The following is a 15,445-nucleotide window of genomic DNA, read 5'->3' on the forward strand; positions in this document are numbered from 1 at the left end:
ATCCTTTACATCGTGGAACGGGGATCGACATGGATGACCACACCCGCACCGGACGCTGGACCGGCGCCGCGTACCTCGGCCTTGCGGCTTTCGGCATGGCCGGCTTCCTGGCCGTACGTCCGCTCGCTGCGGAGAGCACCGGCTTGGCGCAGCTGGGCGTCGCACTCGAGTTGGCGATCGTCCTCACCCAGGCGCTGGCGGCGGTCGGCTTCTTCGCGCTGTTCCACCGGGATCGACCGGTGGCGGCTTTCGCGGTCGCCGCGTTCGGCATGGGCAACGCCCTGGCGGTGCTGGGCAGCGCGGCGATGCTCACCGCGGCTCTGGCCGTGACGTTCGACCCGCAGGGCGCGGACGCCGCGGGAGCTGATGCCGTCCCGCTGCTGCGCATGACCGCCGACGCGTTCTGGACCGTCGGCGCCGTCTTCTTCGGTCTCTGGCTCATCCCGATGGGCTGGTTCGCCATCGCCACCCGGCGCCTGCCGCGCGTGCTCGGATGGATCCTCGTTGCGGGCGGGGTCGGCTACGTCCTCGACGCCGTGCTGTCCTCCGCTCTTCCGGCGACCCTGGGCGCGATCGCGGACATCCTGGCGATTCCGGCCACGATCGGCGAGCTGTGGATGATCGGCTACCTGCTGATCCGCGGCATCCGTCCCCGCTCGGTCTCGCCCGCGGTGACGCTGCAGACGAGCGCGGGATGACCACGGATGCCGCGACCCGCGGCATCCGTCCTCTCGCATCTGTTCGCGACGCGGTCACACTCTGGCAGACGGCGTCGGCGCGGGTCAAGCATCTCCGGCGCTCTTCCTCCCAGGAATTTACAACGTCGTAAAAAAAGTCTTTACAACGTCGTAAATGTGCGGCTAGCCTGACCGCGTCGGAGCCCCATCCGGCCGCTCGGCAACTATTCGAGGAGGAACAGTAATGAGCGTATTGACCCGGCGCGACCGCGCCGTCGAAGGTTCTCAGGGCGGCAGCGGCCGCGGCCGGCATGCCCGGCTCGTCCGCCCATTCGCCGCCCTGGGCCTGTCCGCAGCGCTGGTGCTGAGCACGGTCCCGCTGGCCGCGCAGGCAGAGGATTCCCCCCTCACGCCCGGGCCCACCGTCTACGCCGATCCGAACTCCCCCACGGGATACACGGGTCGCTTCGTCTACTACAACCCCGACGCGACGAGCGTGCGCTTCGTCGCCGACATCCTGCTGCGCAACTGGGCCGACCCTAGCGACACGACGGTCTACCAGCCGTCGCAGTACAAGCCGGGCCTCATGCGCGGCGGCGGCGGGTACGACGTCCAGATGACCGATGCCGGCGGCGGCTACTGGGTCACCGAGGTGCCGCTGGCAGCAGGCGCGAACCAGTACTGGTTCTACGTGAACAACAACACGAACGCCTGGCTCGCCGACCCGGCGAACTCGCCGATCTTCGCTCCCGACGGCATCGCCTTCCCCCAGCGGCGTGCGTTCAACAAGGTGTTCGTGCCCTACGACGAGGCGAAGCAGAACTTCGCTCCGCTCGCAGCCCGGCAGATCGAGCTCCCGCGCGAGGACTCGGAGAAGGGCACGTGGAGCTACGTCCCGATCGACATCCCCAACCAGACCGGGCGCACGCTCGGGGTGTACCTCCCGCCGGACTACGACCCGGACCGCGCGGAGCCGTACAAGACCATCTACATGCAGCACGGCGGCGGTCAGGATCAGTCCGACTGGCTGAACATGGGCAACGTCCCGGTCATCATGGACAACCTGCTCGACGACGGCACCACCGAGCCAGCGGTCGTCATCATGACGAACACCAACTACCTCGGTCCCGTCGGGAACCAGGCCGTCCTGGGCGACGCGTATCCCAACCTGCGCAACGTCGTGATCCCCTTCGTCGAAGCGAACTACAACGTCTCGACCGAGCCGATCGACCGTGCCTTCGCAGGCCTGTCGGCGGGTTCGATCGTGACGCAGAACCTCATCAGGGATGACGTCGACCTGTTCGCCTACTGGGGTCCCTGGAGCGGCGGCGTGAGCGTGCCGCTGTCGACGGCGAACCTCGCAGCGCCGTACATCCACTATGGCGGTGGAGCGTGGGACTTCGGTCTTCCCAACGCGAACACGGTCGCGGCCCTCGACAACGTCGGGTTCATCGAGAACACCGTGGTCGCGGGCGCCCACGACTTCAACGCGTGGAACCAGCTGTTCAGCATCTTCGCGCGGGACTACCTCTGGCACCCGGAGGCGTTCCTGAAGGACGAGATCGACACGCTGAAGTCCGGCGTCGCGGCCGCCGGCCTCAACAAGGGCAACACCACCGCCCTCACCGTGAAGCTCGACCAGGCGCTGAAGCTCGTCACCAAGGACGACACCGACGGCGCGCTGGAGGTGCTCGGAGGGTTCCTCACCCAGGTCGCCGAGTTCCAGAGCGCCGGCAAGCTGACGGCCGAGCAGGCTGCCGGCCTCACGACGATCGGGCAGAAGGTGACCTTCAACCTGGGCTACTGGCAGCAGTGAGTCCCGGCTGAGACCGAAGGCCGCCGGCGGATCGCGCTTCCCGCCGGCGGCCTTTCTCACGCGTCCGCGGGACGGACGACGGTGGACGCCGCCCCGGCGCGTCAGGCGGGGGGCGGCGCGGTCGAGTCCCGGATCACCAGCGACGTCGCGAGCTCCACCCGCGTGACCTCGGGGCGGGGTCCGTCCAGCAGCTGGAGCACGAGCCGCGTGGCCTGCTCCGCCATCTCGCGGAGGGGCTGGTGGATCGTCGTGAGCCTGGGGTGCGCGAGCTCGGCGATCGCGAGGTCGTCATAGCCCACCACCGAAAGGTCGCCCGGCACCGAGAGCCCCAGGGCCGCGGCCGCGTGGAGGACGCCGACGGCCTGCACGTCGTTGCCGGCGAAGATGGCCGTCGGCCGCTCCGGCAGCCGCAGCAGCTCGGACGCGTGCCTCTCCCCGCCCTCGCGGCGGAAGTCGCCGAAGCGGATCCATTCCGGATGGACGGGGAGGCGGGCGGACGCCATCGCGGCGCGATAGCCGTCGAGTCGCGCGAGCGCGCCCATCACCGATTCGGGACCGGTGATCGCCGCGATCCGGCGATGCCCGAGCTCCAGCAGATGCCTGGTGGCCGCGAGGCCACCCGACCAGTTGGCGGCGCCGACGGACGGGATGTCGGCCTCGGGGTCGCCGGCCGGGTCGATGACGACGTACGGGATGCCGCGCGCGCTGAGCCTCTCGCGCCCCGCGGGCGGTATGCCCGCGAACAGGAGGATGATGCCCGTCGGGGCCCGGCGGACGACCGCATCGAGCCACTCGGGGCCGGGCGCACGGCGGTCGCCGCTGACGGAGATCGAGACGGCCATCCCCGCCGCGGCGGCGCTCTCGCGCACCCCCTCGAGGATGCCGAGCGCCCACTCCCCCTCGAGCTCGTGGAGGACGACCTCGATGTAATCCCGCCGCTGCCTGCTCTTGCGACGCCGGTAGCCGCTCGTCCGGAGCTGCTCCTCGACGAGCGCGCGGGTGGTCGACGAGACGTCGGCGCCGCCGTTGAGCACCTTCGAGATGGTCGTCAGCGACACCCCGGTCTGCGCGGCGATCTGCTTGAGCGTCACGCGCTGGGTTCGTGCCATCTCACCACCCGGCCGGCTTCGTCGCGGTCTGGTCTCAGGTCAGTCGAGCGTCAGGACGGTCCACGAGACCGGCGGCAGCGTGACGGTGACCCTGCCCTCCCCCACGTCCACAGATGAGTTCTCGCGCGGGGCGACCCGCTCGGGGTCGTCGAGCGTGTTGGCGGCATGGATGTCGTCGTCGAACAGCGAGAGCGCGGTGGCCCCGGCGACCCCGCCGAGGGCGAGCACGTCGATCTCGAGGGAGACGGCGTCGTCGAGGCTCCGGTTGACGAGGAAGACCGTGGTGCTGCCGCCGTTCTCGTCGCGCGTGGCGACCGCATCCACGATCGGCACGTCGCCGTACTCCGCCGTCGGGTAGGTGGGGCTGTCGAGCTTCAGCTCGAGCGCCACCCCGCGCGCGAGCCGCGACGTGAGCGAGAACGGGTAGAAGGTCGTCTGCCGCCACGCCGGCCCGCCGGGCTCGGTCATGATCGGCGCGATGACGTTCACCAGCTGGGCGAGGCTCGCCGCCGTCACGCGGTCCGCGTGCCGGAGCAGTGAGATGAGAAGGCTGCCGAAGACGACGGCGTCGAGCACCGAGTAGGAGTCCTCGAGAAGGCGCGGAGCCACCGGCCACTCCGACACGTCGGTGATCTTGTCGACCTCGTTGAATCGGGTCTGATACCAGACGTTCCACTCGTCGAACGAGATGTTGATGGTCTTGTCGCTGTGCCGGATCGCCTTGACGTGGTCGGCGGTGGCGATGACCGCATCGATGAAGCGGTCCATGTTCACCCCCGAGGCGAGGAAGCTGCCGTAGTCGTCGCCCTTGGGCTCGTAGTAGGCGTGGCACGAGATGTAGTCCACGTCGTCGTACGTCTTGCCGAGCACGACGCGCTCCCAGTCGCCGAACGTCGGCATCTGGGCGCTCGAGCTGCCGCACACCACCAGCTCGAGATCGGGGTCGATCTGACGCATGGCGCTGGCGGTCTTCGACGCGATCTGCGCGTACTCCTCTGCCGTCGAGTGGCCGAGCTGCCAGGGTCCGTCCATCTCGTTGCCCAGGCACCACATGCGGATGCCGTGCGGCTCGGGGTGGCCGTTGGCCACCCGCTGGTCGGACCAGTGCGTGCCCGAGCGGAGGTTGGCGTACTCCAGCACGTCCAGCGCCTCGAGCACGCCGCGGGTTCCGAGGTTGACGGCGTACATCAGCTCGCTGTCGACCTTCTTGAGCCATCCCGCGAACTCGTCCAGGCCGATCTCGTTCGTCTCGGTGGAGTGCCACGCGAGGTCGAGCCGGCGGGGCCGCGACTCGCGCGGTCCCACGCCGTCCTCCCAGCGATACCCCGAGACGAAGTTGCCGCCGGGGTAGCGGATCGTCGAGACGCCGAGCTCCCGCACGAGCTCGATGACGTCGGTGCGGAATCCGTCCTCGTCGGCACGTACGTGCCCGGGTTCGTAGATGCCGTCGTAGACGCAGCGCCCGAGGTGCTCCACGAAGGAGCCGAACAGCCGGCGGTTGACGGGGCCGACCGTGAAGTGCGGGTCGACGGTGAGGTGTGCGCGAATCATTCTTCTCTTTCCAGGACGGAGGGGATCAAGGCGAGGCGACGTGATCCGCGGATCACTTGAGGCTCCCGATGGCCAGGCCGCCCCTCCAGTACTTCTGCAGCGTCAGGAAGGCGATGATGAGCGGGATCACCGACACCAGCGAGCCGAGGATGATGATGCTCCACAGCGTCTGGCCGCCGGCCGCACCGTACGTCGACGCGGTGGACTGCCAGAGTCCGATGCCGACGGTCACGGGGAAGAGGCGGTTGTCCGACAGCATCACCAGCGGCAAGAAGTAGTTGTTCCACGAGGCCACGACAGACAGCAGGAGCACGGTGACGATGGCCGGACGCAGCAGCGGCAGCGCCACCGTGAAGAACGACCGGAACTCGCCCGCGCCGTCCACGCGCGCCGCATCGAGGAGCTCATCGGGCACGGCATCCCGCGCGTACACGTTCATGAGGTACACCCCGAACGGGTTCAGCAGCGTCGGGAAGATCACCGCCCAGATCGTGTTCGTCCAGCCCACCTGCGCGAACAGCACGAACGTGGGGATGACCAGCGCCGTCGTGGGCACCATCACCGCGCCGAGGAGGATCGCGAACGAGAGCCGCCGGCCGGCGAACTGGTACTTCGCGAAGCCGTAGCCGGCGAGCACGGCGAGCACCGTCGCACCGAGGCCTCCCACGATCGCGTAGAGCGCCGAGTTGGCGAGCCACCGCGCGTAGATGCCGCCTCCGTAGGTGAACAGGTCGACCAAGTTGCCCACATAGTTGATGTCGTCGGCGAACCACAGCGCGCTGTCGCCGCCGAAGAGCCCGGCCGCCGTCTTGGAGCTGTTGACGATGAGCCACCAGAAGGGGACCAGGAAGTAGACCATCAGAAGGCCCAGCACGATGCTGAGCGGGATCCGTCCGCGCTCCCGCGGCGCGCGCCGGCGCTCGATGGCGGGCCGGCGGGCCGCTTTCGTCCCGGTGACCTCGACAGGCGTGACGCTCATGAGAAGAAGCTCCCTCGCTTGCGGGTGGCGAACAGGAAGACGTAGACGCAGACGAACACGACGGCTCCGAGCGCGAACGAGATGGCCGCGCCGTAGTTGTAGTTCGCCAGCGAGAACGCCTGCTGGTAGGCGTACATGTTGGGCGTGAAGTCGTTGGGGATCGCCCCGGCCGCGAGATCCTGCAGGATCTTCGGCTCGTTGAAGAACTGCAGCGTCCCGATCAGCGCGAACACGAGGATGAGCAGCAGCGCCGGCGCGACGAGCGGGATCTTGATCCGCCAGATGATCTGCCACTGCGACGCCCCGTCGATGCGTGCCGCCTCGTAGAGGGTCGGGTCGATGCCCTGGAGGGCCGCGTACAGGATGATCATGTAGTAGCCCGCCCACTGCCACGTCACGATGTTGAGCAAGCCGTAGAAGATCAGGCTGCGGCTCAGGAAATCAGGGGCCTGAGCTCCGAAAATTCCGAAAAGCTCCGCGAGAGGGCCGAAGTTGTCGCTGTAGAGGAACCCCCACATCAGCGCGCCGATGACGGTCGGGATCGCGTACGGCATGAAGATCATGAGCCGCGAGAACCGCGCGAAGCGCGTGACGATGATGTCGAGGATCAGGGCGATGGCCAGCGAGACGGCCATCTGCAGCGGGATGAGCACGATCGAGAAGCGGATCACGAACCAGACGCCGTCCAGGAACGACGGGTCGGTGAAGGCCTTGGCGTAGTTGCCGAAGAGGACGAAGCGCGTCCCCCCGATCAGCGACTTCTGGAACAGGCTGAGGTAGAGCGCGTACCCGATGGGGAGCACGAGCAGCGCGAGGAAGATGACGGCGAAGGGGCTGACGAACAGCCAGCCGAACAGGTTCTGCCTCGCGGCGGTCGACTTGCGGCGCTTCGATGAGAGCGGCGCTTCGGCCTTGACGGCGGCTTCGGTTGAGGCGGTCATGGTGTCTCCGGGTCTGTGAGGGGTGCCCGAGGGCCGGTCCGCGCGAACGCGGACCGACCCACGGTCAGGTCACTGCGTGACGGTGAACCCCTGCTCCTCCGCGTAGGCCACGACGGCCTCCTGGAGGGCATCGGCCGCCTCGGAACCGGTCGCCGCGCCGTCATGGATGGCGGCGATCTGCTTGGTCAGCTCGGAGTAGTAGAACTGGCCGAGCGGCGTGTACGTCATGCCCTCGTACGCGTTGGCCGCGGGCACGTACACCTCCTTGTTCGCCTGCTGGCCGCTGAAGAACGGCACCTCGTAGTCCTGGAACTCCGACGAGTCCAGGACGCTGACGTTCAGCGGGAAGATGATCTGCTCCTGCCAGCCCTGATCGAGCGACGCCTGGTCGGCGTAGACGCCGAAGGCGACCTTCGCGGCCAGCTCGGGGTCGTCGGCCTGGCTCGAGACCGAGAACGCCGATCCTCCCCAGTTGATCGCGATCGGGTTCGACGCATCCCACTGCGGCATCGGAGCCACCGACCACACGCCCTCGTCAGCACCCTCGCCCACGCCCGCGCCCTGCAGGTAACCCGGCGCCCATGCCGCCGAGAGATACGTGGCGTAGTTGCCGCCGATCACGCCCGCGATGTACTCGGGGGTGAACTGGTCCTCCGTGCCGACGAGGTCCTTCTCGACGAGACCGGCCCAGTAGTCCAGGACCTCCTTGATCTCGTCGCTGTTGAGGTTGATCCCGATCTCGCCCTCGTTGGCGGGGTCGTACTCGAACGGCTGAGCGCCGTTCTGGTACATCAGCGCCGTGACCGCGGCGGGCTGGTTCGCGGCGAAGCTCGCCATGTACGGGCCTCCGGCGTCCTTGACGGCCTGCGCGGTCGCCTCGAACTCCTCCCACGTGGTGGGCGGGGTGATGCCGAACTCCTCGAAGATGTCGTTGCGGTAGATCATCCCCATCGGGCCGCCGTCGATCGGGGCGCCGTAGACGCCGTCACCGACCGAGACGTCCTTCCAGGCGCCCTCGCTGAAGTTGTCCTTGACGTCTTCGTAGCCGAGGTCGGAGAGGTCCACCAGGGCGTCCTGCGCCTGGAAGACCGCGATGCGGTCGGCTTCGACCATCATCACGTCGGGAGCGCCGCTGCCCGCCGAGATGGCGGTCTGGAACTTGTCGTACGCGTCGCCGCCGGCTCCGGCGTTCGTCCAGCAGACCTGGACGTCGTCGTTCGCCTCGTTGAAGTTGTCGACGACGGTCTCCGAGTTCGGATACCACGCCCACAGCGTGACGACGGGCGCGTCGGGGTTCTTGATCTCGTTGGTGCAGTTCGCGCCGCTGTTACCGCCGCCGCCGTCTGCGTTGTCGCCGCCTCCGGCGCTGCACGCGGCCAGCGCGCCGACCAGGGCGAACGCTGTGACCGCAGCAAGGACTGGCTTCGTCTTCACTGGACATTCCTTTCGGTATTGCTGACTTCTTCGTCGGTGCACGACCGCTACGGATGCGCCGGCAGGATCGGCACATGTCGCTCGGGTCTACAACGTTGTAGAGCAACGTTGTAGTCACTTTCCCACCGGTGGTCGGGAGTGTCAAGGGTGCGGCGCAATTTTCCGAGACGGCGACGAAACTTCTTCGCACGCCTACGCTGAGCTGAGCATTGCGTCAGGACGTCACAGAAACCCGGATCGGCCCGCTCACGCCGGCCGTGCATCTGCGTCACACTGAGAGTGCACAGCTCGCACGGAAGGCGGAGGGTCCATGGGACCGACGATGCACGATGTCGCCCGGGTGGCCGGCGTCTCGATCAAGACGGTGTCGAACGTCATCAACGACTATCCGCACGTGCGACCCGGCACCCGGGACCGGGTGAACGAGGCGATCGTGCAGCTGGACTACCGGCCCAATCTCTCGGCGCGGGGCCTGAGATCCGGTCGCACCGGCGTCATCGGGCTCGCGGTGCCGTCCCTGCGCGAGAACTACTTCGCCGAGCTCGCCGACGAGGTGATCAGGGCGGCCGAGAAGCGCGGGCTGGGCGTGATGGTGGAGCAGACCAGCGGCGACCGGGAGACGGAGCTGCGGGCCGTGTCGCGCAGCCGTCCCCGATTCCTCGACGGCATGCTGTTCAGCCCGGTGAGCCTCGGTCAGGAGGATGCCGACGCGCTGAGTGTGGACGCACCGCTCGTGCTCCTCGGCGAGCGCATCTTCGACGGCCCGACCGACCACGTCACCATGCACAACACCTCTTCGGCGCAGGCGGCCGTCGAGCATCTGCTCTCGATCGGCCGCCGTCGCATCGCGCTGATCGGCGCCGACCACGAGGACGACGACGAGGCGAGCTCGGCGAGCCTGCGCCTCAAAGGCTACCGGCGGGCCCTCGAGCAGGCTGGGATCGAGCAGGATCCGGCTCTCGTCCGGCACATGTCGATGAAGCAGTGGAACCGCGCCGGCGGCGCGTCGGCGACCCACGAGATGGTACGGGACGGCGTGGAGTTCGACGCCGTCTTCACGCTCAACGACACCCTCGGCCTCGGCGTGCTCCGCGCGCTGCGGGAGGAGGGCCTGCGCGTGCCCGACGACGTCGCCGTGATCGGCTTCGACAACATCGACGAGAGCAAGTACTCGGTCCCTTCGATGTCGACCGTCGACACCGGCCGTGCCCAGATCGCGTCGATCGCCGTCGACCGCCTCCTCGAGCGCATCACCGAGAAGGGAGAGCGGCGCAAGCCCGAGACGTTCAAGCCGCCCTTCCGCATCATCGCGCGCGAGTCCACGGGCTTCCCCGACGCCGACGACCCAGACGGCGCGTGACGGCCCGTCCGACGGCGCGCCGCGTCAGATGACGCCTTCCGACCACGGGTCGGGGTTGCCGAAGCGATGCGCCGTGATGGTCACGGACTGCTCGTGCAGGAACGGCAGCAGCTCGAGGCGCCCCGCCGTGGTCACCTCGTTGTCGTACACTGCGAGGTCGGGGTCGCCGCCGGTCGCCTCGGCCAGTCGCCGCTGGAGCGCGGCGACGGAGCCCTGCGGTCCGATCAGGCGCACCCGTGACGGCCGCGGCGCCGGATCGGCGTCGGCGGCCGCCGCGACGATGTCCTCGCTTCGGGTGAGGCGCTCCAGCCACTGGTCCTCGGTCTCGACGAACACGCCCACGCCCTCGTCGGCCAGCACGCGCCGCACCGCGGCCGGCAGGCCGACGGGCGCACTGAGGGTCAGCGCGGACCCGGCCCGGAGCCCGGCGACGGCGACACGGAGCACGGCCTGCCACGAGGCATCCGCCGTCGCGCGCACGGCCACCGAGGGGATCGGCCGGTAGCGGAACAGGTTGCGCTCGATGCCGAGCCCCGAGACGTCCTTGACCTGGCCGAACTCGCGGTCCCACGCGATCGCATCCGACAGCGCGCCGCGGCGGAGCCACTCGAACGCCTCGTAGCCCAGCGACGGCTGCGCCGCCTCGATGAGCGACACGATGCGGGTGTCCAGGCCGCGGAGGTGGAGGGTTCCCGAGACCGGGGACCCCGAGGTCGGCCGCCAGCGTCCCAGGCCGATGAGGTAGTTCGGCCCACCGGCCTTCGCGCCCGCTCCGACCGACGACCGCTTCCAGCCGCCGAACGGCTGACGCTGCACGATGGCACCGGTGATGCCGCGGTTGACGTAGAGGTTGCCGGCCTCGACGCGGTCGAGCCACATCGCCAGGTCGTCGGGGTGCTGCGTGTACAGGCCGGCGGTGAGCCCGTACGCGACGGCGTTCTGCAGCTCGATCGCGTGCGACAGCGACGTCGCGTGCATGATCCCGAGCACGGGTCCGAAGAACTCCTCGCGGTGGAATCGCGAGCCCGGCTGCACACCGGTACGGATGCCGGGGCGCCACAGCCTTCCGGCGTACTCGGGGCCCCCGTCCACGGGCTGCGGCTCGACCAGCCAGCTCTCCCCCTCCTCGAGGGTCGTCAGGGCCCACTCGAGCTTCCCGCTCGGAGCTTCCACGACCGGCCCGACCTCGCTGAGCGGATCGGACGGCGGTCCGACGCGGAGCGAGGCGGCGGCATCCACCAACTGCCGCGCGAAGCGCTGCGAGTGCCCGACCGGGCCGACGAGGATCGCCAGCGACGCGGCCGAGCACTTCTGCCCGGCGTGCCCGAACGCGCTCTTGACGAGGTCGGATGCCGCGAGGTCGAGGTCCGCCGTCGGCATGACGATCATCGCGTTCTTGCCGCTCGTCTCGGCGAGGAGCGGCAGGTCGGGCCGCCACGAGCGGAACAGTGCGGCGGTCTCCCACGAACCGGTGAGGATGACCCGGTCGACGTCCGGGTGCGACACCAGCGCCTGGCCGAGCGCGCCCTCGTCGATGTCGACCAGCGCCAAGACGTCGCGCGGCACGCCGGCCTCCCACAGCGCCTCCGCGACGACGGCCGCACAGCGACGGGCCTGCGGCGCGGGCTTGAAGACGACGCCCGATCCTGCGGCGAGCGCGGCGAGCACGCCGCCGGCGGGGATCGCGATCGGGAAGTTCCACGGCGGGGTGACCAGCGTCAGCCGCGCCGGCTCGAACACGGCGCCGCTCACGCGGTCGAGCTCGCGCGCGGTCGCGGCGTAATAGCCGGCGAAGTCCACGGCCTCGCTCACCTCGACGTCGGCCTCGGCGAACACCTTGCCCGTCTCGGACGCGGCCACCTCGATGAGCTCGCCGCGGCGGGCCTCCAGCGCACGCGCCGCGGCCGCGAGCACCGCACCGCGCTCGACAGCCGGGGTGGCGCCCCACGAGGCCGCGCCGTCGCGGACGCGGGCGACGATCGTCTGGAGTGCGGCCTCGTCGGTGACCGCGGCCGCCGCGAGCGTCTCGTCGCCGGCACGCGAGGTTGCGATCCGGGTCAGGATGCCGCGCGCCCACGTGCGGTTGGCCGGCAGGGCGGGGTCGCTGTCGGGCGTGTTGCCGAATCCGGGCGCGCCGGCGACGGCGGCACCGGACTCGCGCGGCGCGAACACGGCGGTCTCGACGAACGCGTCCGCGCCGAACACCTGCTCGGGGACGACGCGCTCCATCGGCACCGTGTCGCCGTCCGCCGCCACCGTCCGCGCGATGCCCAGCACCGCCTGCGTCAGTGCGAGGTCACCCTCCGGCTCGGCGGGGCGGCGCACCCGCGATCCGGTCAGCGGGGCGGCATCCGGCGAATCGTCGACGGCCTCCGCAGCGGTCCGGTCCTGCTGACGGCGGGGACCCGTGAGGAGTCGGGGGTCGTCGGCCCGCGCGAGGGAGGAGAGGAATCGGTCCCGCTCCCGCGCGAACATCGCCGGATCATCGGCGAGGTCGAACGCGGCCGAGAGGAAGTTGTCGCTCGACGCGTTCTCCTCGAGGCGCCGCACGAGGTAGCTGATGGCGACGTCGAACTCGTCGGGACGGACCACCGGCACGTACAGGAGAACGTGGCCGACGTCGCGAGCCACCGCGTCGACCTGGCCCTGCGCCATGCCCAGCAGCATCTCGAATTCGAGAGCATCGCGGACGCCGGTCTCCCCTGCGAGCAGCCACGCGTACGCGATGTCGAAGAGGTTGTGGCCGGCGACGCCGATCCGCACCGCGGCGGTGTGCTCGGGCTGCAGGGCGTAGCGGAGGCAGCGGATGTAGTTCGCGTCCGAGTCCACCTTGGTGTCGTAGGTGGCCAGCGGCCAGCCGTGCATGACGGCGTCCACGCGCTCCATCGCGAGGTTGGCACCCTTGACCAGCCGGATCTTGATGCGCGCACCCCCGTCGCCGACGCGCTTGCGCGCCCAGTCCGTCAGGCGCTGCAGTGCGGGCAGCGCATCGGGCAGGTACGCCTGCAGCACGATGCCGGCCTCCAGCGGGTGCAGCCGGGGATCCTCGAGGAGCCGCATGAAGACCGCGATCGTGAGGTCGAGGTCGCGGTACTCCTCCATGTCGAGGTTGATGAAGGTGCGGTCGCCCGCGGCGCTCAGGTACAGGGGCAGGAGCCGCTCGACGACCTTGTCGACGACCTCGTCGAAGGCCCACATCGAGATGTGGCTCGCGATCGCCGAGACCTTCACCGACACGTAGTCCACATCGGGGCGGCGTATCAGCTCGTGGATCCCCTCGAGGCGCCGCAGCGCCTCGTCCTCGCCGAGCACGGCCTCTCCGAGGAGGTTCAGGTTCAGCCGCGCCCCGGTCTCGCGCAGGCGCGCGATCGCCGGGCCGAGCTTCTCGGGTCGCGCGTCGACGACCAGGTGCCCGACCATCTCACGCAGCACCCGCCGCGCGATCGGCACGACGGGTGTCGGCAGCACCGGCGCGACGACACCGCCCACCCGCACGGCGGAGCGCAGATACCAGGGAAGGAATCCCGGGACCAGCGGCGCGACGCGGTGGAGATGGGATGCCGCCGCCGACAGGCTCTCCGGTCGCATGACGCCGTCCACGAAGCCGATCGTGAACGGCAATCCCCGCGGGTCCTTCAGCACCCCGGCGAGCCGCTCGGCCGCGGGGTCGACGTCGGCCTGGGCGCTCTCGGCGATCCAGCGCTCCGCGAGGGCGACGGCATCCTCCGCCAGCTTCCGGCCGGCTGCCTCTTCCATTCGCTCTCCCGCTGTCAGGTCGTCACGGCGTGCGCTTCCAGACTGCACCTCGATGTGCTGCATGACCCCCAGCCTGCGGCATCCATTCGTTCGTGAAAAGCGATCAACTATGATTCTCACCGTTCGTTTTCTTCGATGGGATGCCCCGTGTTCGAACTCCGCCGGCTCCGCCTGCTGCACGAGCTCTCGCTGCGCGGCACGCTGGCCGCGGTGGCGGCGGCGCTGTCGTACAGCCCGTCGACGATCTCCCAGCAGCTCGCGCAGCTCGAGAAGGAGGCGGGCGTGCCGCTGCTCGCTCCGGAGGGCCGGCGGGTGCGGCTCACCGAGCACGGCGAGGTCCTGGCGGCGCACGCGGCGCGCGCCCTCGACCTCGATGAGCGCGCACGCGGCGAGCTCGAGTCCCTCCATCCGGGACTGGCTCCGGTGCGCGTCGCCGTGATGCAGACGGCGGCGCTGACCATCGTCCCGGCCGCGCTCGCGCTGCTGGCAGACCGAGCCGGGCACCTCCGCATCGAACTGGTCGAGATGCCGCCCGAGCAGGGACTCTTCGAGCTGGCCGCCCGCAGCGTCGACCTCGTGATCGCCGAGCAGTACCCCGGCCACACCCGCCCGCTTGCGGAGGGCATCGACCGCGAGAGCCTGGGCACCGACCCCGTGCGCGTGGCGGTCCCTGCCGGGGATCCCGCCGCGTCGCTGGCCGAGCTACGCGACCGCGTGTGGGTCATGGAGCCGGCGGGCACCGCCGCCCGGCTGTGGGCCGTCCAGCAGTGCCGGGCCGTCGGATTCGAGCCGGATATCCGCTTCGAGCTGGCCGATCTGTCGGCTCACGCCCGCCTGATCGCCGCCGGCCAGGCCGTGGGAGTGCTGCCCGACCTCTTATGGGGAGGCGCCCCGGCGCCGGTCTCCTCCGTCGAGCTCCCCGGCCGTCCGGCGCGTGAGATCTTCCTCGCCCAGCGGGCGTCGTCACAGGGCCGGGCGGGGATCACCGAGGTGCGCGGCGCGCTGCGCGACGCGTTCCCGGCGCAGGGACGCAGCACCGCCGGCTGACGGAGCGCTGCGGACGCGGCGAGCGCCCGGGAGCCACGCCCGGGCGCTCGGAGGTCTCGTCAGGCGCGGTCTGGACGCCTCGTGCGAGGATCATCGTCGGCAGCGGTCCCGCGGGCGGCGGTCGTGTCGTCGACCGCGTCGTCGCGGTACTCCCGCCGCATGCCGTCGTCCGACACGCCCACGGGCGTTCCCGACCGCTCACCGGAGTGCGTGTCAGCGGTTCGGGCATCGGCGTGCTCGTCCGTGCGCATGTCCCGTGCGGCGGTCGTCGTGTGCCGGTCACCGGCATCGACCGCAGGAGCGCTGTGGCCGGCGTCTGAGACGTACGGGTCGACGTCGTCCGCCTTGCGCAGCCGCTCGGCCTGCTCGGCGCGGAGCTTGGCGGCGTCGGCCTCGTGCTCGTCGATGGTGCTCTGGCGCTTCTCCACGTCGATCGACGCCTGCGCGGCGCGTGCGCGCGCCTGCTCGGCGGCCGCCGTCGCCGCCGCCGCGTCCGCGCGGGCCTGCGCCACCTCGGCCTCGTGCTCCCGCGCCTTCAGCTCCGTCTCACGCGCCTCGGCACGCAGCTTCTCCGCCTTCTCGTGCTGGGCCTGCTCGCGCTTCTGCCGGCGGCCCCGCGACGACAGCAGCAGCGCCACGACGACGATCGCAGCGACGACCACGACGGCGACGATGATCCAGATCAGGGTGGTCGTATCCACGGCCCCTTCTCCCTCCGGCGCCGGCGGGGTGCCGACGCCACCACCGTCAGCGAAGCGCGCGGGCGCGGGTCCGC

Annotated in this window: 11 protein-coding genes; 4 read left to right on the top strand and 7 right to left on the bottom strand. The window is 70.1% G+C overall.

What is annotated here, in order from left to right:
- Nucleotides 1-29: 29 nt before the first annotated feature.
- Both IR212_RS15055 and IR212_RS15060 read left to right on the top strand, forming a co-directional pair.
- Nucleotides 30-698, top strand: a complete 669-nt coding sequence (locus tag IR212_RS15055; RefSeq protein WP_194396665.1) for a DUF4386 domain-containing protein — start codon at nucleotides 30-32, stop codon at nucleotides 696-698.
- Nucleotides 699-921: 223 nt separating this feature from the next.
- Entirely contained in the window at nucleotides 922-2,493 is a 1,572-nt protein-coding gene (locus IR212_RS15060) for an alpha/beta hydrolase (protein WP_194396666.1), read from the top strand.
- A 101-nt stretch (nucleotides 2,494-2,594) separates the two neighbouring features.
- Here IR212_RS15060 and IR212_RS15065 read toward each other — a convergent pair whose 3' ends face one another.
- The 5 genes from IR212_RS15065 to IR212_RS15085 all read right to left on the bottom strand — a co-directional run bounded on the left by IR212_RS15065 (nucleotide 2,595) and on the right by IR212_RS15085 (nucleotide 8,507).
- Nucleotides 2,595-3,602 (bottom strand): LacI family DNA-binding transcriptional regulator, encoded by a 1,008-nt coding sequence (locus IR212_RS15065; protein ID WP_194396667.1) that lies wholly within the window; start codon nucleotides 3,600-3,602, stop codon nucleotides 2,595-2,597.
- Nucleotides 3,603-3,641: 39 nt separating this feature from the next.
- Nucleotides 3,642-5,153, bottom strand: a complete 1,512-nt coding sequence (gene arfA / locus IR212_RS15070) for an arabinosylfuranosidase ArfA (RefSeq protein WP_194396668.1) — start codon at nucleotides 5,151-5,153, stop codon at nucleotides 3,642-3,644.
- Between the two features lie 52 nt (nucleotides 5,154-5,205).
- Nucleotides 5,206-6,132, bottom strand: a complete 927-nt coding sequence (locus IR212_RS15075) for a carbohydrate ABC transporter permease (RefSeq protein ID WP_194396669.1) — start codon at nucleotides 6,130-6,132, stop codon at nucleotides 5,206-5,208.
- Nucleotides 6,129-7,073, bottom strand: coding sequence for a carbohydrate ABC transporter permease (locus tag IR212_RS15080; protein ID WP_194396670.1), 945 nt, complete (start codon nucleotides 7,071-7,073; stop codon nucleotides 6,129-6,131). The genes IR212_RS15075 and IR212_RS15080 overlap by 4 nt, the downstream gene beginning before the upstream one ends.
- Nucleotides 7,074-7,142: 69 nt before the next feature.
- Nucleotides 7,143-8,507 (bottom strand): ABC transporter substrate-binding protein, encoded by a 1,365-nt coding sequence (locus tag IR212_RS15085; RefSeq protein ID WP_194396671.1) that lies wholly within the window; start codon nucleotides 8,505-8,507, stop codon nucleotides 7,143-7,145.
- 310 nt (nucleotides 8,508-8,817) lie between these two features.
- Between IR212_RS15085 and IR212_RS15090 the strand changes: the two genes are divergently transcribed.
- A complete protein-coding gene (locus IR212_RS15090) occupies nucleotides 8,818-9,867 on the top strand; it encodes a LacI family DNA-binding transcriptional regulator (RefSeq protein WP_194396672.1) in 1,050 nt (349 codons plus the stop codon).
- A gap of 24 nt (nucleotides 9,868-9,891) precedes the next feature.
- On the opposite strand, the gene IR212_RS15095 is transcribed toward IR212_RS15090, so the two are convergent.
- Nucleotides 9,892-13,623, bottom strand: coding sequence for a proline dehydrogenase family protein (locus IR212_RS15095; protein WP_194396673.1), 3,732 nt, complete (start codon nucleotides 13,621-13,623; stop codon nucleotides 9,892-9,894).
- 147 nt (nucleotides 13,624-13,770) lie between these two features.
- Here IR212_RS15095 and IR212_RS15100 point away from each other — a divergent pair, with 147 nt between their 5' ends.
- Nucleotides 13,771-14,670 (top strand): LysR family transcriptional regulator, encoded by a 900-nt coding sequence (locus IR212_RS15100; RefSeq protein WP_194396674.1) that lies wholly within the window; start codon nucleotides 13,771-13,773, stop codon nucleotides 14,668-14,670.
- A 59-nt stretch (nucleotides 14,671-14,729) separates the two neighbouring features.
- Here IR212_RS15100 and IR212_RS15105 read toward each other — a convergent pair whose 3' ends face one another.
- Complete coding sequence (locus IR212_RS15105) at nucleotides 14,730-15,371, bottom strand: hypothetical protein (protein WP_194396675.1); 642 nt, start codon at nucleotides 15,369-15,371, stop codon at nucleotides 14,730-14,732.
- Nucleotides 15,372-15,445: the final 74 nt, after the last annotated feature.

Source organism: Microbacterium atlanticum (genome assembly GCF_015277815.1).
GTDB classification, from domain to species: Bacteria; Actinomycetota; Actinomycetes; order Actinomycetales; family Microbacteriaceae; genus Microbacterium; species Microbacterium atlanticum.